The sequence below is a fragment of the Pseudomonas sp. HN2-3 genome, from assembly GCF_020691745.1.
GTDB lineage: Bacteria > Pseudomonadota > Gammaproteobacteria > Pseudomonadales > Pseudomonadaceae > Aquipseudomonas > Aquipseudomonas capeferrum.
On the sequence record NZ_CP085704.1, the window covers coordinates 2,003,564 to 2,021,275 of the forward strand.

A 17,712-nucleotide genomic window follows, 5' to 3' on the forward strand; every position below is an offset into this window, starting at 1 on the left:
GTCAGGTCTAGATCCTGGGAAGAAGCCGGGTCGCGCCGAAAGGCGGACTGCAAGCCCACGCTATCTACACCCTACGATTAGCTTCTTTCCTAACCGGTCAGTCTGCCCTATTGGTGCTACGCGCAACTTCGGTGATCATGGCCAGCTTCTGAGGAGGGCATCCCGTTGAGGCGACGGGGTAAATGGTCAAGTGAGGAACTACGTGGCTTTAAGCACTTATGGGGAACAGGTCTGCTACAAATGTGTTCACGATGCCTACCTTGGCGGCCAGATCAGGCGTACCGGGATATCTGCCGCCTGCACCCTCTGCAACGCCACTCGAAAGTGCATTCCCTTGTCCAAGGTCGTGTCCCGCGTTGAGAGGATCCTTGATGGCTATGTCATGGAAGGCGAGTACTACCGAAATTTTAGTGACGGGGGCGACAGTCAGGAGGGGGACAGCCTGGATACTTGGGTCAGCGTGATCTTCGGCTGCGACAACATCGAGCCTATCGTGGAGGTCGTGTGTGACGGCCTATTCTCCTACAGTTTGGACACCAATTACTCCGCACGGCCATACAGCCTGGACGACATCGGTCACCAGTGGCGGGAGTTCCAAGACGGGATGAAGCACGGTAACCGCTTTTTCAACGTCAGCGCCAAAAAGTTCCTGGACTGGATTTTCAAAGACCTAGGCAAATACTCAGCCTCCTCCGATGAGCACGCTGTGGTTCGACTACTCACGCCAGGGGAGGCCCCATTCATTTACAGGGCTCGTACATGCATGAGCTCATCGAGCGTTAGAGATATTGCCGCCAACCCGTCGCGCAACCTGGCCGCTCCTCCGAGAGAGCGTGCAGGGGAGGGTAGGATGAATCCAGGTGGCGTCCCTGCGTTTTATGGCGCATTCGAGCGAGAGACGTGCATTGCTGAGTTACGTCCACCAGTTGGCGGTACGGTGGTGAGTGGCCAGTTCAAATTGAACAGGGCGGTGAGGGTGCTGGACTTCGGGCGTTTTGAGGAGGCGGATCTTGGCCCTGCACCGAGCTTCTTCGACCCTAAGCACCAAGCGAAGACTGGACGCCAGGAGCTCCTGAAATACCTGCACAACGAGATCACAGTACCGGTGCTGCCAGGGGCTGAACGAGACTACCTGACGACACAGGTCATTGCGGAGTACCTGGCGACCCACTGCAAGCCTAGGATCGATGGTGTGATCTTTAAGTCGGTGCAGCAGGGCGCGGGCAGCAACATCGTTCTGTTCTCACACGTGGCCTGTCCTATTTTGGCGTCCTGGGGGCGAATACAAGATAGCTTCGGTACCAATGCAGACGGGCAGTCTGACGGGCCTTGCATTGAATATGTCGGCGGCAGCCTTGTTCAGCACGCTATTTGCGAGGTGCAGTACAAGGCCGAAGACGTGCGTCTGCGGGATGGGATGACAAAGTTCGTTGTGGACTCCCAGTTCTGATCGAAATCCGTCATCCAGGCAGGGGCGGCAGGTAAAAGCAATATGGCTAGTGGCTATATGTCCATCTCGGCCAATCTCTCCATCATCATGGGCCTTGATCAAGGAGCTCCTCACGTGGAAATTGCCTCGCTGAAGGTGCCTGCTGACCTACACGCTGCTAGGAGGTCAGGGATACACCCAGTATTCAAAATTTTGCGTAGGTGTCTTCGTACTTATCGCCTGTTCTTTGAAGATTTTCGTGGTCACGATTCCAAGCATTCTGACTGCGGTCTTTAGAGTTACTCTCTGATGAAAGTTATTTGGTGATGGCCAGGTGTTATGAAACTTCAAATGATGCTGAATCGTGGTTGTAAATTGTCTTACAAGGTTGCCCATAATTCCTTTTCCACTCTGTCCGTCCGCCCATCATCCCACGCAAGCTTTACCAAGTGCTTTGATTTTGCGCCCAAATAAACGGCTGCGATCAGATCAACCGACTGGTGCACGTCGAGTAGTTGAAGCGGAAACTTGCTTTCGATGTCGCTTTCAAGAATGACTTCATTGCCTTCAGGGAAGTCAATCGTTACGTGGCGCGCAGGGGCTTTGCCTTTGTTGAAGACCCTTAATTTGTATTTGCTATTGCCCAGCTTTAAGAAATTAACACCTAGATCGGCCTGCTTGTCCATTTCTACCCCAGCGGCCTCCTTGTTCAGAAGCAGCTCATTCAGCTTTGCCTGGCTCTTAATAACATCCTGCTGCCGGTTGTTGAACTGAACCGTTTTGAAGGTGGCGTACATAGAAAAAAGCAGAGCCAGGGTGGCGATGATGTCTCCGGATTCGAAGGTGACGTTGATCATTTGAGCTTGAACCCTTTGCTGCCCTTGAACGCTGTTTGAAGACGCTTACGCAAATCGTCGGCCACTGCCTTCGAGATCTCTGTCTTGATCTCTCCAAGATGCGCCTGGATGTTCTCCTCGTTCTCGCGGCGCAGATCTTCCCTTGTGATCACGCGCTCACAACCAGTGCACGTTACGCTGTAACTTTCGGGTGATTCGCTTTCGAACTTCGTGCCGGCGCAGGTAGGGCAGTGGAGGGGGATCGTGCGGGAGTGCTTGTCCAGATTCATGCCATAGCCTCTGTGAAGTTGTTTCGCTTAGATTAGCCCATCACGGGAGACCTTTCAGTGACTGAGGGTTGTTCGGGGTACAGGTTTGCTGTCTGAATTTTGATGGCAGACAGAGGGGCTGCAGGCCGACGCGTTATGGCCCGTGGCCGCTTGTCCATCGTGGCAATCCTCTGCATCATCATGGGCTCTCGATCAAGGAGCTCATCACATGGAAATGACTTCGCTGAGGCTACTCCACCGCAGCATGATTTCGATTGGCAGCGACATGCAGCAATTTTTGGTGAGAACTGGAGCGGCGAGTTTCGACTGCCTTTTCTCCACGCGGGACACACCCTTTGTGCTTACGCTCACAGCCCGAGGGAAAGCGCGAGGGTTTTTCCGGTTCGATGTCCTGGCAGGCTATCGGATTCGTGATTACCTGGGTGATATGTACGGTGACCTGTTGGAGGTTCTCAAGGAAGACGGTACTAGTGGGCAACGTCTGATCCCCAAGGAGTTCCTGGCACAACTCAACGATGCCATTCCCACCAAGGCCACCGAGAAGGCCCATCCAGCCCCTCCGGACATCGTGCGCTTGCGACCGGACATCATCGAGGACAGGGAAAAGCCTTTCTTCAATTGCTGGTCATACTGGACGCAGGGTCAGAAGCCTAGTGCTGAGAATCAGCACAAAACGCTGCTTCTCTTGGGCCCTGATGCCTTGCGCCACAGCCAGGAGCGCAGCGCCTCCTCTCGTTGGAGTTCTACCGACACGGGCGGATCATGGACTAAAGATCTTTCGAAATAGCCAGCCAAACTGCCGAGCGTTGAGCAGGTACCTATTGATGATGGAAAGAATTTCCAATAGGTACCGAGCGCTTTCGCTTTAGGCGATAGCCTATGCGCACTTTCTCCAATCAGGTATACCCGAGTGTCCTACGCACCCACTGAAGCTGTTCAGCACTGCGAAACCCTTCTGCGCGAGATGATGGGAAGCTTCCGGGCAAACGATATTTGGCCCAACGTCCAGAACATCATAGGAAGCATGCTGAAGCGCCGTATCGAACTGATTGAGGTCTATGAGGAGGTTCACGCTTCCCTCTCCCAGAAGCCCCGAGCGATCTACATGTTCTGGGACGTATTCGTCCATGCGGCTGACGGCTGGAACCCTGAGAAGAACCGAGCAGCGCGGCAGGCTCGGGAAGATTTGATCGGCGTTAACACACAAATCAGCGACCTCGCTGATCAGCTAGCCGCACTGCTCGATCGCCGAGATGACCTTCACAACTACTCGGGGTTTAGCTCAAATACGCAATCTCAGATCCTGGATATCGTGCACGAGGCTTCGGAGCACAATGGCCTGTATGAGAACTACGTGAAACCAGACGTCGAGCGGCTCCTGTACCAGTTCGATCCGAAATATTGGCCAACCCTGAGCGAAGTGATCCAAACGATTGGTACCGATGCGGAAATGGCAGAAGTGACTGCCAATGACCCAGCTACTGAAGCTGCGACTGCCAGCCGTAAATCGGGCCGTTCAGATTTTGTAAGAGCGTTTCTGGCTCGTATTGATGACAACCGTGTGCGCGAGTGTGGCTTCATACCTAACAGATTCGCGCTCTCTGACGGCAGCTTGGCATCGCTCGTTAACTGTGGGCTTGGCTTAGCTGTGGATGAGTTGGTGGACGCTGATTTCATCAAGCGCTTCCGGCAACGTGAGCGTCAGGTGAAAAAGGCTGAATCAGCATCAGCATGATTCTTCAGAGCTCGACGAAGGCTGCAGCCTACAGGTGCTGGATACTCCAGCCCTGCTCGCGAAGCTGAATGCAGTTGGCCTCGAACACTTCTTCCTCGCCGAGCGTTCGCCTGCTGATGGCCAAGCACAGCAGGTGCGTCGGGCGGGTCATCGCAACATACATGGCAAGCAAGCGTTGGACGATTCTCTTACGCGGCCTGGTACCTCCGTGGCTTTTTTGCCCAGCAAGCCAAGGCATGAGGGCATCGATAAAGTGTTCGTAGTTGTAGGTTTCGAGTACAAGCGTTGCGGTATGGGTTTGCCCCTTGCAGGAGTGAATAGAGCCGAGCCTGATGTCCAGGACGCCCTGATCTTGAGTGCTCCGGAAGGTATTTACTGGAAGCTGGACAGCGCCTTCGTGAAGAGCCTCTCCATCCTCCGGCACCCAAGCAAGGTATCCCTGAGCTGCCTCCGGCTGCTCATGCGTACCGGCGAGGACAGATGCCAATGACCAGAAACGCTGAACGAAGGTTGCCCAGGACTCGTCGCTAAGGACATGAGATGCAAATAGCAGATCAACCACCAGCTTTTGGTAGCTAGCCAAATCGTTCAGGTCGGTGAACAGCTGCTGGACTTGGACGTGCTGTCGATTTCCCACTTTGATTCTGGTGTTGGGGTTGGAAAGGTTCACCAGGTGGAGAAGCCCTTTCGCGATCTCTTCGACGCAGTGGTGAGCAGTATCGCTCTTGGCGAGACCACGCTTGGCTTGACGAACACGCTCGATCAGAGTGGGTGGACGGTACGCTATTACCGCTGCATCGCGATCATAACCCTCCCAGTAATGTCCGACCGTCTTGGGGTAGTGCAGCTGATCTGTGTCGTCGGGGTCGATGTCTTTGTGGGTGTAGCCAACGGCACTAACTATCGCCTTCTCGTGAAGGGACACTGGAAGCTGTTGGAATGCGAGTCGCGCATAAGCATCCAATACAGCGCTACAGTCCCCATCAGGAAAAACAAAGATGGTGTGGCGAAGGGGCCCTTGCTCTCCTAGGTTGCGCCGCCCTGAGAGCCTGCCCGCGACGGCATGGAGGGCCAAAGGATTTGCCAATCTGGCTATCGACTCATCGAAGCGAAAGCTGCTGGAGATATCGACTGCTCGATTCCGATCAGGGAAGTCACTGCCACTGGTGTGGGCGTCCGATTCGAAAATTGCCTGATTGGAGTCGCCAACTCGAACCACGCATATTGCAGGATTTTCACGGTGAAAAATGGCGCTGAGGTACTCGTTCTGCATCGCCGAGGTGTCCTGCATCTCGTCGATGAAAACGCATGGGAAACGGTACCGCAGCCCCTCAGCTACGCTTGGCCGCGCAGCCAGTTGAGCACTGCCCAGCACGAAGATTTCGTCATAACAAAAGTATCCTCGCTTTGCTGTGTCCACGACTGCTTTGGCCATGATTTGGTAGCTCTGCGTACCTGGCCCGCAGGGAAGGTTTCCTTTGGAAACCCTAATGCATGGGTTGGCAAAATCTGCATTGGCTAGCCGCAGCAATGAGGTGTCGAAGGTTCTTCGGGACAAGAAACTGCGCAGGAACCCCCTGTCCTCCGGTGGCAAAGACCTGAACCGCATTCGGTGGGTCAGCTCATCATCGATTGCGGTGAAACGATATTGAGCGGAAAGGAGCCAGGGTGTTGCGAGGAAGCGTCTGACAAAGCCATGAATCGTGTCGATGTAGTGAGGATAACTCAACAGTCTCCGGCCAACGTCGGTGTTCCCGAGCCGCTGCTCGATTTCATGGCGAGCGACGTTGGTATGGGACAGCACGCAGATCCCACGTGTGCGGCTTTTCCATTTGCGGGCAAGGATTGCGAGCTTGGCGACCACCAGCGTAGTTTTCCCGCTGCCTGGGCATGCCGACACATCGAGCGTTTCCCGAGATCGAAGAAATGCCAAGCGCTGCTCATCCAGGCCCTCCAGCTTCATAAGACCAGAGATCCACTCGATGTCCTCGTCGGTGATCTCGGGCACTAGGTCGCGGAATGCGGTCATGGAGTTTGGCTCTGCGATTGCTGCTGCGAGGTTACGCTCTGGGGCATTTCCCAGCGAGAGGTAACGTACGTGATCGCTTCAACAAGGTAGCCGGGGAGCCTTTCAGCCAAGCCCTCAGGGCTGACCACGATCCTTTGATAGCGCTGCTCCACAATATCTACGAGGTACTGAGCTGTGATCGCTTTGGAGGCAATTTTGCGGTGGAACATGTCATAGATAGTTGAGCAGATTTGCTCAGGAGTCATACCCGCGTTTTGAAGTCCCTCGTACTCAGAGATGGCTAGCGTGATTACCTCATCATGCGTTGTCCGCAGAGCATGAATGGCATCGTCCTTAGCAGCCAGCCGGGCGGCTACTAGAAGTTCACGGGCCATGCCGCTAAAGGCCAGGTCGTACTCCAGTGTCCATTGTCCCGCCACGAACGTTTGTACGTTCTGTTCGTCGTTCGCTTTGCGCGAGTTTCTCCACTCAGCCAGCCGTCGAAGCCGGGTTTCCTCATCGGTGCCGAAGTCGCTGATCGCTCGCCACTTCCGCCTGCCATCATCCCACTTGGGGTCGTCATCATTTTCGACCAAACCGAGAATCTGCGGTGCGCAATTTGGCATGACGTCCATGTCTGATATGCAGGCGACTGGAATTTTGAGAATGCCATGCTCCGGGTGCGCACGCTGAAGGATCCGGGCATATCGCCCCAAACCAACGCCCCCGACGTTCACCACCGAGACGCCATGGCGAGTCAGGTCTCGTCCGAGCGACTTTGCCAATGCAGGTAACAGGATCGCTTCAGCATCGCCCTCGACGACGAGCAGGCCGCGTGCGAAAAACAAATTTGCCTTGGTCACGTCTAGGAAGCGGGCGAGGAATCGATAATCTCCCTTATCCAGCTTCGTGTGTTTTTTGCCGAGTGAGTAAGCCTTTCGACCGTGCATGAGCACTAGGTTTTCCAACGCGATCTTCGAGCTGAGATTGGGTGAATGGGTAGTGAGGATGACTTGAACAGGGCGCGTTTCGCTTTCCTGGTTGACCTCATTTGTAGTCGAGCCATCCTCACGAGAGGAAAGAGAAGATGGAGTCTCGGTGCCTTCGCTCCATGGCAGAGGGTCTTCCTCTTGCTGATCGTCCACCGTCGGTTGACCAACTGAGGATGAGATGGGTTTGGGCGTCGCTGCAGCAGTCAGAAACTCCATCAGGCGAAGTTGTCGCTGTGGATGAAGATGGGCCTCGGGTTCTTCGATGAGCAACAGAGGCAGTCCGTCTGGCTCCTTGCCAAGCAGCAGTAGCTCACACGCCATGAACAACAGATTGTTAGAGCCCAGCCCGTACTCGCCACGACCCTCTCGTGATCCTTGGTCGAGCAGGCTCAGTTCCATCCGCTCCAGGATCTGTCGTAGGCGGGCCGACTCCGAGATGCCCTCAACAAAATTGATGCGTCCATGTAGCTGATCACCTTCAAGTGAGAGGTGGGACAGGTAGTTGTCGTTGACCGAGTCTTGGGCGGCAGCCACACCTGGATGGAGATTTACCAGATGCCGTAGATAGCCCGCCAAACCGGCAAGGCTCAGCGAGGCAGGGTTCTCAAGCGGGTTGTCGATATCGAATCCGGTGCCGTCTTTGATGCTGGGGAAGTTTTTGAGTACCTGAGAGAGGCGCGATCCACGTCCTGGAGACATTTCCCGCGTGGCATCTCGAAGGGGACGCAGGTACGCAGCAGCTAGCAGCTGGCGGACGTTGGTATCGATGCTTGGGCCACCGCCGCTATGGCCACTGCGGACAGCAATATCAACCCATCGACGCGCGAGGGCATCGTCTGTGAGTCTGCGGGCAGTCCAGTGGATGTAAAAGACCGCTGCTCCACCGTTGAAGGTGACGTACTCCGACAGCGCGCCCTGATCTGCGACAGACAAATCCGAAAACTTGGCAATGATCGTGATTTGGCTCGCCTGAGCCCCTTCCATCGGGATGTGGAAGTCTTCGGGTTGCAAGCGTACGTACTCTCCGTCACGCGTCTGGAGGACGAATCGCAGGGCATCGATGACCGACGATTTACCCGCGTCGTTCTCTCCCACCAACGCCGTGACACCCTTGTTGAATTCGATGACAAGACCGTTCGTGTCGGCGCCGAACTGACGAAAATTCTGAACCTTCAGTGCTGACAAATACATCCGTGTGTTCCTGTCATAGAGGCGTGCGGGGCAGTAGGCCGGTCTGCAAATAGTACTGGAAACCGTGCAGGCTGTTTGCCTGTCACTGAAACCCAAGTGGACACCTTGCAATTCTGCAGCTGTCTCGTTAGTCTCTGAGGTGCGCAAGGTAGGCGTATCTCACCCGTCAGTGAAAGCTCGAAAGAGCACTACCTGTAACACCACGATCTCCTAGGCCATGATTTTTTGCGGCCCCAGTAAGACGTAGGCGGGTGGCGTTGATTTTGGGGTTGGAGAAAATTATGAGCACATCATCCTCGCTCCCCGAGCACTCTAGCTTCATCAAGACCTTGCCCCAGACACTCAAGGGCATCAAGAAACGAGCTAAGAAAATCTGTCTGCCCGGCCAAAAGCATGCCGAGGCGCTCGATATGGTTGCGCGTGAACTGGGCTATCGCAATTACCGCCAGGCACAGCAGAAGCTGGCATCAGGGGATGTACCGCCGGAAACGGCTTCGAACCAAAACCGGCACTCCGTGTTTCTCTCTGCTTACTGGCGGGACGTGGACACCAGACCTCGTTCGGCGGGTTGTGAAACGTTGGAAATCTTTCTCCCGCGTCCGGTGAACAGCATCGTGTCGAAGCACCAGGCAACCTATGCCCGCAACCTTGAGGGGTTCCGGCAAGAGGCGGCTGATCATTTTGAAATGATCTCCAATGCGAATAGCCAGGTTCGGGCTTGGGAGCTGCTGGTTCGTGCGGCGTTCACGCTGCAGTTCATGCAGGTGAGTGGACTGCACCCAGCCACCTCACAGAAACAAAGGCAGGCGCTTGAGCTGCTCACGGACTTTCCATTGAAAGACCACCTCTCTTTGTGGATCGATCCTACATCTGGCACGTGGGTCGCGTTGGACGAACCCTATGGGCACGTGAATGATGTGTCGAATGTCACGAAACGCGCTGCCTGGATCTCGGATAAGGCTCTGCACCTCACCAAGCCAATCTGGGCAGGCCTGTACTACCCGGATAACGCTGTACCACATCTGATCTCCCCGAACGAGGCTTTGGTGACCAAGATCACTGGAAGCCTCGAAGCGCTGTCGCCAATTGCGACAGTGCCGTCTGAGGATCAACCTTGGTCTGGTACTTCCGAATCCTACAACGCTCGGTTCACCAGCCCTGCGAGGAAAGCGAGTGGTGTCGCTCGACGGGTTCGTCCTGGCACCACTTATGGCTTCAGCAAAGGTGCAGTCGAGTATCACCGGGAAGCCGGTCATCCTTTGCACTGGCGTCCTGAGAAGCCATTGAGCCAGCCAGATCACAAGCGGGTTGGGCAGAACTCCAGTGCCTGATGATCTCGCCTATGCCGTTCAAGGCATATGACAAGCTTCGCAAGTGGTGCTCGACCTTGGAAAACTGGATGTTCCAGGAATACCGGGATGGCGATCGTCAAGCGGGCTTTCTACGAGAACTACTACGGCGGCGAGCCCTCCAGGTATCTCACGGTGCCGGAACAAGTCTCCGCTCTGATGCGTATTCGCGAGATCGTTATCGAGGGGTATGGTGAATGCAAGCCGCGCCGAGACCTGTTGAAGGATCTGGAAGGCGCTGTGGCGATCATCGAGAGCCAAGCTGCTCAATAGTCGCCTCAACCCGATAAATTAGCCGTCTACCACCAGGCATGGATATGGTGGTAGGCGACTTACGGGAAGCGTGTGTACGAGCTCCCGCCCTCGACCTTCAGGGAAAAGGATGTGTCACGTGATTCATGATCTGTTTTCGAAGCGTCAACGCCGTCAGCGCGGTGAAATGCCGGGTGTTTTGCAGTGCGACACCCTGCCAATCGATTCGAAAAAGCAGGTGGGTATGTTGATTGAGCAGGCCCTCAGTAAGGCGATTTTCAAACCAGCCACTATGCAGGCAATCGACAAGTTGCTGAGGGTTTTGTGAGCTTCGAGGAGCCCACGGTCTGCTTTGCGAGAGGTGAGGGTGAGGCCGCCGGCCTTGTGGTTCAGAATCCTTGTACTAATTGATGTAGCCAGTTCGGCATCTGAAGCTACAGTTTCTCGAATGGAATACTCCACCGGCAGGGAACGACTTATGCGAATAGCCAAATTGGTTGTACACAACTTTCGTGGTCTCCGGTCTCTCTCTTGGCAGCCTGGCTCACAAGCAATGAACTGCATCATAGGCCCTGGAGATAGCGCTAAGACCACAGTGCTCGATGCCATCGAGGCGACGTTATCTCCAAGATGGATCACGTTCAGCGAGTCAGATTTTCATCTCGGCAACAGCCTAAACTCCATCAGAATCGAAGCGACGATTGCCGAGCTCTCAAATGCGTTGCTATCCGACCAACGCTTTGGTTTGTACATTCGGGGGTTGGCCGATGACGGAGCTGTGCACGATGAGCCAGAGGCGCATCACGATCCAGCTTTGACCATTCGGCTCACAGTCGATGCGACCATGGAGCCGGTTTGGGAGCTGGTTTGCGATCGTTACCCCACACCACGCGTGCTTTCAAACCGAGATAGGTCATTGTTCGGTGTGGTGAGGTTGGCCGGTGAAGAAGCCCGTCATCTGACGTGGGGGCAGGGATCTGTTCTTGCGAGGATGACAGGCGATACCGAGGGCGCAGCGAACCAACTGGCAGATGCCTATCGTGTGGCAAAGCAGACTGCCAACCTTTCCTCAATTCCGTCACTAGTAGAGACAGCAGCACGTGCGGAGGTGCTCGCCAAGCAACTGGGCGCGTATGTGCATGATGCGTTCGGGCCTGATCTGGAATTGGGGCGCGGAGGGTTCAGCTCGGGCTCAATCGCGCTTCACGATGGCACCACCCCTTTGCGGATGTCCGGGCTTGGAACCCGCCGCTTGGCAACCTTGGCTATCCAACGCGCTTCGATCAAAGAAGGTGCAATTGTGTTGGTGGACGAGATCGAGCAAGGACTTGAGCCTCACCGTGTACTCGGCGCGGTCTCAGCACTGCGAAGTGCCCAAGAGCATGCCAAGTCCAGCAGTTCTCCCACCGGTCAGCTGCTAATAACAACGCATTCAGAGGTTGTGCTCTCAGAACTGAAAAGCCATTCCTTGTTCATTATGCGACGTGGCTGGGAGGGTGACGCGTTCATCAATGCGGTGCCTACTGAAGCGTTCTCCAGAATCCTCAAACACGCCCCTAGGGCGCTCTTCGCGCGGCGAATACTTGTCTGTGAAGGTGCGACGGAATTGGGGCTCATGTTGGGGCTGCGTGAGTTGTTTCGCACCCGACATAGTGATGTCCCGATTGAGCACTTGGGGGTCGCAATCGTGGACGGAAATGGAGCAGCGGCGCCGTTGCTGGCCACGGCATTAGCGGGTCTGGGTTATACGACTGCGCTTTTCAGAGATTCGGATCAACCTCTGAAGGGCAATGCGATGGGACTGCTTCAAACCAATAACGTCCAGGTGTTTGAGTATGGAGCATCCATGTGCACTGAGACCGCGTTATTCAGTGCCGCCTGGCCAGACGTTGCGGACAAACTGATCGGTTCAGCCGTAGCCTCACTAGGCCAGGCCACAATTCTTGCTCAGCTACGCCCTGCGTTTCCTGCCAGCGACGTGACGGCCTCTACGGCGACTTGGGTTCCGCCCATTCCAGGTACGGATCCCATCTGGCTGTGTTTGGCGAAACTCGCGATTCAGTTCCGATGGTTCAAATCCGAAGAGCGTGGGCGCGGTATATCGGCAGTTGTTGACCAAATTGTCCAGCAGGGTCAGCCGTGTCCGCTTTCGCTGTGTATCCGGGGACTGGAGAGTTGGGTCTATGGCCAGTGATTTTAGTTGGCTGATGGGGCTGAGCGCCCGGTCGGTAGTAGCTCCTGCTGGCCATGGCAAAACTGAACTTCTTGCCAGAGCAGCCGCACAAGGGCAGCGTACCTTGATCCTAACTCACACCCACGCGGGCGTACATGCCATCGCCGCGCGTATCAGGCGAATGGGGATTGCGAAGGATTCCGTTACGATTGATACCATCGCCAGCTGGGCCAGCCGCTACGCCTACGCGTTTCCCAAACTATCAGGCAATCCACCTCGTAACCCCAAGGGAGCCGAGTGGAATCAGGTCTATCAAGGGGCTCTGAATGTGTTATCGAGCCCCATTACTTGGCGAATTGTCCAAGCATCGTACGACCGTGCATTCATCGATGAGTATCAGGATTGTGAGGGCTTTCAACATGCCATTGCAGTAACGCTGTCCCGAATCATCCCGACCCTCGTCTTCGGCGATCCCATGCAGGGAATCTTTGAGTTCGTCGAAACCAAGATCAACTGGGGCGAACGGGTGATACCGGACTTTCCGGTGGCTGCTGAGTTGGAGGAGCCGCACAGGTGGAGTACGTCTAATCCCGCACTTGGAAAATGGATCGCGGACACCCGTAATCGCCTTATTGCCGGGCAGCCTGTTGACCTAAGGCAGGGGCCAATTACCTACCTACAGACGGACAATGCTTTCGATATGGGGCTATTTTTTGATGGCTTCGACGATCGAGAGGGTTCAACGGCTGCGATCCATTGCCGTCGAAAGATTTGTGACAGCCTGGCAAGTGCAACACGTGGTGCGTTCCAAGCGATTGAGGAGATCGCAGCCGCGCGCCTTATGGCTTTCGCCGCTCAATGGGACGCCTCCCTGGCTAGTCGGCAAAAAATTGAAGCGTTACGGTCGCTGCTAGGCGATACCATGCACAGAAACCTGGCCCAGCTTACGGTACCCGATAGTCTCTACGAGATCGACGCACGCCGGCAGGCTGCATGGAATGCGTTAATCGACACAGGAAGTGCGCAAAGCGGCAGCGACGTGATTTCTCATGAGCGAGGTCACCCTCTATCCCGTACCTTTAGAGGCGAGCTCCTCAACGACGCCAAGCGTGCGCTCATCGAACTGGCCTGCGGACGCAGTGAGTCTTTGACTCAAGCATGCCAACATGCCCGACATCGGCTGAGCCATACCGGTCGACCTCCAATCAAGCGGGTGATATCGACGCCATTGTTGTTGAAAGGCCTGGAGTTCGATCATGTCCTGGTACCGGACGCGACTCATTTTCTGACAGAGCGATTTGCTGCCGCCAAGCTCTTCTACGTCGCGATTTCGCGAGCTAGGCATTCGCTTTCTATCGCATCCTCCAATCCAATTCTCCTTTTCCCAAGGCCGACTCTCTAGGCCACAGACAGATACCGATCAAATTACAACGCAGCTTTTTGGCCACCACTGTGCAAACGCCAGGGGCGTAATGCGAAGGCGCGACGTTCTGTTTTGGGCATGGGCGGATCCCACGTTTCACGACCGTATACATGATGAGGCGCTTGATAGCGGAGTGGTCATTGACGATCGGGTCAGGCTTACTGGCGTCGGAGATTTGTAAGTGTCCATCGAGGCGAGTCTTGGAGAGGCAATTCTTAACGAAGCAAGCTACATTCGGCCAGGTGAGCCTATGACCCAAGTCTTGGAGTGGGGCGTTGACAGGGCGGGAGCAGTTGCCGCTCATATCGATTCGCCAATAGTTGATGCGGCAGCTTCAACTGGCCCCTCTACTTTGCTACATCAGAGTGGCCTCAACTGAACGCAAGCCCGTGAAACAAATGCTGGCACCTGCCTCCAAGGCATGAGTTTATTACTTCAGTACCCGTATTCGTTCATTAATTTGCGCAGGAATTCACGCCGCCTCTGAGCGATACACAGAATGAGGAAATCTCGCTCGTAGTCCTTGGTCGAGAGGTGCCCGGCATCTACAAGACCATGGATGTAGCCTTCCGCTTTGCCTCTAGCTTTGAGCAGTGCCTCAATTGTCGTGCTTTGATAAATGTCTTCGGCTAGCAGTCGCCACCGTTTCTTTTGGTGTTGCCCGACTGGGTCGTCCGAAAACTTTGGGGCGCTGATCAGGGTATTTAAATCGGCACGTGCGTCAGGTGTGTTCAAAGCGGGTTCTCAGAACAGTGATATCTGTACCGAGGTTATCACGCGCACACTTAATGGCCTGCTGTTGGCTGGTTTACGTAGGCGCTGTCGCGAAGGAACGACTTCAATGATGGCGCAGGCTTTCGATGGCGGCTTTGAAACTTGGAGTTCGATATGGGGCACCTTAGCCTTGAGGACGTCTACCCCGACGACGTAGAAAAATACGGCCATCTTCGGGTGGGATTGACCGACCTCTACGTAAAAGAAAATCACGCCACTTATGGTGTGGTTACGCGTGGCGAATACCTCGAGCTGACCAGTAGGTTACTGCGTGACGTAGCAGTGCAACTGATCATCAGCGCTAGGCTCGCCGCGTTGCCTGAGGACTACGATCCGTGGATCAGTAGGATTGAGCGCAATCGCGCTTTACGCACTAGGTACGGAGTCAAATTCGATCCCTGGGGAGATGATTGATAGGGCCTCACGGCCAATTGCTTGTGGCTGGTCATCCCGATGCAGACTGCGTGAAAACGCACTGGCAAGGCCACCAATGGACGCCCCTACTTCTTCGGGGGCGTTTGGTTTTCAGCTGAGAAAAGATTTTCAGCTCATCAATTCCATCACCTTCCTGCGCACGCGAAGACATTCATTGCCGCCCCAGGTTTACGCGGTCACCGCCAACGCCGTTTCTGCTCGCGTTTCCCGAGCTAAAGGGACGAGAACAGCGCATTACCAAATAGCCGTTGCTTGAGATTGCCACGTGGGCGTTACATGCTCGATCTGCGCCGTCTCATCATCTCGTGAAGCTTTCGCACTCGCTGGACGGGCAATACTATGATCGCCTGCGTCGTCTAGAGTCTTGAACGCTGTATATCGCGGTTTTTTGAAAGCAATCGGCAGAAAATTGAATAGTCCGTATCGGGAACGGGCTCTGGGCTTACTCACCCTTTTTGTGCTTATGAGGCTTCAGGCGGGGATGATCCTTCTGCTTTTCTGGCGTGACTCTCTGCCGTTTGTCTGGAGTGCCGTCGTCGTTCGTTCTTTTGGGGCCAGGTTTGATACTCATGGTCGATCTCCTTGACTCAGTTTCGTCAAGTCACAGCGTAGGCAAATAAGTGTTCTGTTTCCAGGTGCCTGGAGTAATACCTTCGGCTCGAATGAACGTTCGGCAGAAGTGAGACTGATCAGAGAAGCCACACTCTAGCGCAATGTCTGCGAGGAGCATTCTAGAGGTTTGAAGTAGCTGCTTGCCCCGCAGAATCCGCTGCTCTCGCATCCACTCTTTGGGTGAGAGAAGAGTACTTCTCTTGAACTGGCGGGTGAAGTGGCTGCGCGACAGCGCACAGGCCTGTGCGATAGCTTCCACTGAGATATCCCCGTCCAAGTTATTGAGCATCAACTGTTTGGCGCGATGGATCTGCCAGGGTTTCAGTTGTCCGGTCTTTTTAGCCAAATCCTCAAATGACAACGCGCTTTTTTCCCTGTTCATCCTGATTCCTTTTCCCAGTGGCCGGTTGAGTTGCTCAATCCGGCAGTCAGTCGATGGGTGAAATCTAACGGATGTCGCTTCGTCGCGGGGAGGCAGTTTTGCGCGATTACAGGCGCAAAATTGCCCACTTTCGGAAGCGTTCGCGATGCTAGCCTTTGCCTTCAGACACTCGAGTCGACCTCGTTCGACTCGTCATTTTCGAGGAGAAAGCAATGGCTGCTTCACAACCATACGGTGAGAACACCGCTTACTGGGGAGTTTCATGGGAGGAAAGCTATGGCTATCTGCAGGCCAGAAAGGTCGGAAATCAAATCTACATCTCGGGCCAGTTTAATCACGATGAAAACGGCAATCTTGTTGCTCCTGCGCCCTCAGATAACGAGAGAAAACCCAGCGATTTTTCGTCGATAGGAGAGCAGATGCGCGCCTCTTACGACAACATCGCCAAGTTGCTCGCGCTCTACGGAGCAACCCTTGATGATGTCGTCGAGGAAACGCTCTATGTATTGGATGTGGATGCGGCATTTGCCGTGGTAGGTGATGTACGCAAAGCCGCATATCGCACTGAGCGGCCTCAGTGCGCGAGCAATATCATCGGTGTGTCCAGGTTGGCCCAGCGCTCGCAGTTGATTGAAATCGTTTGCAAGGCTGTGATTGGATCTGGTGCTGAGTAAGAACCGCTCCCGGTTACGGTCTATGTAACCGGGAGATCCAAACGCCCTTCGATCAAAGGTTTTTGATGAGCTACGGCGGCTGCGCAAAATGTCATGAATGCTTTGACTCTCCATGACTTTCGAATGTCTTGGTGCGTAAGCAGCCAGAGTTCATCTTGTAGTTCGCGTACCACTGGGCCGACACGTGTTAGCCCAGGCGTGATGTCACCTAGCATGCAGGGAAGAAACCCGTAACCAAGACCTGCCGTAATGGCGACGCTCGCCGCTGCAACTGAGTCGGTACGATAAGAAATACAGTCGGCGCTGACTCTGTCCTCGACGTAGTTTTTGGCCTTTAGTCCGCATAATCCTGCGGAATAGGACACCCACGGCTTACCATCAGCGAACGGTGTATTGGTCGCTTGTTTGACGCTACCGTATGGTGCCCAGGCAATCGAAGCGAGTTTGCGCCCGACGAGACTTTCAGATGGTTTTTTGGTCGCTCTCACCGCTACGTCAGATTCATCGCGGGCGAGACTTAAGGTCTCGTTGCCAACCAGAACCTCGATGGCAATCCCTTCATTGATTGCCTTGAAGTCCGCAATGATCGGCGTGAGGAAATACAGAAGTAGGGAGTCACTGGTAGTGATCCGCAACTTTCCAAGTGGCCCTTGACCTGCACGAGAGACTCGACGTGTGACGCTGACGATATCAAGCTCTACGCGTTCGGCGAGCGCCCGTAACTCAACGCCTTCGGGCGTCAGCGTGTACCCAGAGCGACGATGATCAAATAAAGCGACCCCTAAGGCCTTTTCTACTTGAACCACACGACGCGATACGGTGGATACATTTATTCCTAACCTCTTTGCAGTCGCGCCTCGGTTGCCGCATTCGCTTAGGGTTTTGATGATTCGCAAGTCGTCCCAAGAAAGCTGACTTACAGCATCGCTTAGATTCTGGGTGACGCCGGATGGTACGGGCGGATTGGTTGAAGCATTTTTTGATGATGGTTTCACGCCAAGCATCCCAAACTTAGGTTGCTCATCATACGAAATGGCTGGAGGCTAACCAAGAAGTCACTTGCACGAACGGACTCTAACCAAGTAATCCGTCAGGACGTCCTGGTTAGGTAGGCGGTGTCAGGCGATAGGCATAGTGCTCGGTCTTTACCATCCAAT

General features: G+C 54.7%; 16 protein-coding genes. 9 read left to right on the forward strand and 7 right to left on the reverse strand.

Annotation, left to right across the window (positions count from 1 at the left end; translation table 11 throughout):
- The first annotated feature begins 334 nt into the window (after positions 1-334).
- Positions 335-1,450: an RES family NAD+ phosphorylase gene (locus LJX93_RS09235; protein ID WP_414004133.1), complete on the forward strand. Its 1,116-nt coding sequence runs from the start codon at positions 335-337 to the stop codon at positions 1,448-1,450.
- 359 nt (positions 1,451-1,809) lie between these two features.
- On the opposite strand, the gene LJX93_RS09240 is transcribed toward LJX93_RS09235, so the two are convergent.
- Together LJX93_RS09240 and LJX93_RS09245 are read right to left on the reverse strand one after the other, a co-directional pair.
- A complete protein-coding gene (locus LJX93_RS09240; protein WP_227696977.1) occupies positions 1,810-2,286 on the reverse strand; it encodes a hypothetical protein in 477 nt (158 codons plus the stop codon).
- On the reverse strand, positions 2,283-2,555 hold the full coding sequence (locus LJX93_RS09245) for an ECs_2282 family putative zinc-binding protein (RefSeq protein WP_227696978.1): 273 nt from the start codon (positions 2,553-2,555) through the stop codon (positions 2,283-2,285). Before LJX93_RS09245 ends, LJX93_RS09240 begins: the two co-directional genes overlap by 4 nt.
- A 208-nt stretch (positions 2,556-2,763) precedes the next feature.
- Here LJX93_RS09245 and LJX93_RS09250 point away from each other — a divergent pair, with 208 nt between their 5' ends.
- Positions 2,764-3,342 (forward strand): DUF6037 family protein, encoded by a 579-nt coding sequence (locus LJX93_RS09250; protein WP_122388858.1) that lies wholly within the window; start codon positions 2,764-2,766, stop codon positions 3,340-3,342.
- A 123-nt stretch (positions 3,343-3,465) separates the two neighbouring features.
- Positions 3,466-4,290, forward strand: coding sequence for a hypothetical protein (locus LJX93_RS09255; protein WP_227696980.1), 825 nt, complete (start codon positions 3,466-3,468; stop codon positions 4,288-4,290).
- A 28-nt stretch (positions 4,291-4,318) separates the two neighbouring features.
- On the opposite strand, the gene LJX93_RS09260 is transcribed toward LJX93_RS09255, so the two are convergent.
- A complete protein-coding gene (locus LJX93_RS09260) occupies positions 4,319-6,319 on the reverse strand; it encodes a UvrD-helicase domain-containing protein (protein WP_227696981.1) in 2,001 nt (666 codons plus the stop codon).
- Positions 6,316-8,481, reverse strand: coding sequence for an ATP-dependent nuclease (locus LJX93_RS09265; RefSeq protein ID WP_227696982.1), 2,166 nt, complete (start codon positions 8,479-8,481; stop codon positions 6,316-6,318). The genes LJX93_RS09260 and LJX93_RS09265 overlap by 4 nt, the downstream gene beginning before the upstream one ends.
- Positions 8,482-8,762: 281 nt before the next feature.
- On the opposite strand from LJX93_RS09265, the gene LJX93_RS09270 reads away from it, so the two are divergent.
- From LJX93_RS09270 to LJX93_RS09290, 5 genes are all read left to right on the forward strand, one after another.
- Positions 8,763-9,812: a hypothetical protein gene (locus tag LJX93_RS09270; RefSeq protein WP_227696983.1), complete on the forward strand. Its 1,050-nt coding sequence runs from the start codon at positions 8,763-8,765 to the stop codon at positions 9,810-9,812.
- 87 nt (positions 9,813-9,899) lie between these two features.
- Positions 9,900-10,103: a hypothetical protein gene (locus tag LJX93_RS09275; protein ID WP_227696984.1), complete on the forward strand. Its 204-nt coding sequence runs from the start codon at positions 9,900-9,902 to the stop codon at positions 10,101-10,103.
- A 118-nt stretch (positions 10,104-10,221) separates the two neighbouring features.
- Positions 10,222-10,410, forward strand: a complete 189-nt coding sequence (locus LJX93_RS09280) for a hypothetical protein (protein WP_227696985.1) — start codon at positions 10,222-10,224, stop codon at positions 10,408-10,410.
- A gap of 267 nt (positions 10,411-10,677) precedes the next feature.
- The gene (locus LJX93_RS09285) at positions 10,678-12,276 is read left to right on the forward strand and encodes an ATP-dependent nuclease (protein WP_227696986.1); all 1,599 of its coding nucleotides are present in this window, start codon (positions 10,678-10,680) and stop codon (positions 12,274-12,276) included.
- Positions 12,266-13,657 (forward strand): UvrD-helicase domain-containing protein, encoded by a 1,392-nt coding sequence (locus tag LJX93_RS09290; RefSeq protein WP_227696987.1) that lies wholly within the window; start codon positions 12,266-12,268, stop codon positions 13,655-13,657. The genes LJX93_RS09285 and LJX93_RS09290 overlap by 11 nt, the downstream gene beginning before the upstream one ends.
- A 1,672-nt stretch (positions 13,658-15,329) precedes the next feature.
- Here LJX93_RS09290 and LJX93_RS27285 read toward each other — a convergent pair.
- Both LJX93_RS27285 and LJX93_RS09300 read right to left on the reverse strand, forming a co-directional pair.
- Positions 15,330-15,458, reverse strand: coding sequence for a hypothetical protein (locus LJX93_RS27285; RefSeq protein ID WP_265106051.1), 129 nt, complete (start codon positions 15,456-15,458; stop codon positions 15,330-15,332).
- Positions 15,459-15,488: 30 nt separating this feature from the next.
- Positions 15,489-15,881, reverse strand: a complete 393-nt coding sequence (locus LJX93_RS09300; protein WP_227696988.1) for a helix-turn-helix domain-containing protein — start codon at positions 15,879-15,881, stop codon at positions 15,489-15,491.
- Between the two features lie 212 nt (positions 15,882-16,093).
- Here LJX93_RS09300 and LJX93_RS09305 point away from each other — a divergent pair, with 212 nt between their 5' ends.
- Positions 16,094-16,555, forward strand: a complete 462-nt coding sequence (locus tag LJX93_RS09305) for a Rid family hydrolase (protein WP_227696990.1) — start codon at positions 16,094-16,096, stop codon at positions 16,553-16,555.
- Between the two features lie 20 nt (positions 16,556-16,575).
- On the opposite strand, the gene LJX93_RS09310 is transcribed toward LJX93_RS09305, so the two are convergent.
- Entirely contained in the window at positions 16,576-17,559 is a 984-nt protein-coding gene (locus LJX93_RS09310; RefSeq protein ID WP_227696991.1) for a LysR family transcriptional regulator, read from the reverse strand.
- Positions 17,560-17,712 lie beyond the last annotated feature (153 nt).

Excerpts from the sequence above, each read along its gene's own strand:
- LJX93_RS09275 (WP_227696984.1), top strand. The coding sequence starts at position 9,900 with ATGGCGATCGTCAAGCGGGCTTTCTACGAGAACTACTACGGCGGCGAG.
- LJX93_RS27285 (WP_265106051.1), bottom strand. The coding sequence starts at position 15,458 with ATGAGTATCAAACCTGGCCCCAAAAGAACGAACGACGACGGCACTCCA.
- LJX93_RS09310 (WP_227696991.1), bottom strand. The coding sequence starts at position 17,559 with ATGCTTGGCGTGAAACCATCATCAAAAAATGCTTCAACCAATCCGCCC.
- LJX93_RS09290 (WP_227696987.1), top strand. The coding sequence starts at position 12,266 with ATGGCCAGTGATTTTAGTTGGCTGATGGGGCTGAGCGCCCGGTCGGTA.
- LJX93_RS09265 (WP_227696982.1), bottom strand. The coding sequence starts at position 8,481 with ATGTATTTGTCAGCACTGAAGGTTCAGAATTTTCGTCAGTTCGGCGCC.
- LJX93_RS09250 (WP_122388858.1), top strand. The coding sequence starts at position 2,764 with ATGGAAATGACTTCGCTGAGGCTACTCCACCGCAGCATGATTTCGATT.
- LJX93_RS09245 (WP_227696978.1), bottom strand. The coding sequence starts at position 2,555 with ATGAATCTGGACAAGCACTCCCGCACGATCCCCCTCCACTGCCCTACC.
- LJX93_RS09240 (WP_227696977.1), bottom strand. The coding sequence starts at position 2,286 with ATGATCAACGTCACCTTCGAATCCGGAGACATCATCGCCACCCTGGCT.
- LJX93_RS09260 (WP_227696981.1), bottom strand. The coding sequence starts at position 6,319 with ATGACCGCATTCCGCGACCTAGTGCCCGAGATCACCGACGAGGACATC.
- LJX93_RS09300 (WP_227696988.1), bottom strand. The coding sequence starts at position 15,881 with ATGAACAGGGAAAAAAGCGCGTTGTCATTTGAGGATTTGGCTAAAAAG.
- LJX93_RS09270 (WP_227696983.1), top strand. The coding sequence starts at position 8,763 with ATGAGCACATCATCCTCGCTCCCCGAGCACTCTAGCTTCATCAAGACC.
- LJX93_RS09305 (WP_227696990.1), top strand. The coding sequence starts at position 16,094 with ATGGCTGCTTCACAACCATACGGTGAGAACACCGCTTACTGGGGAGTT.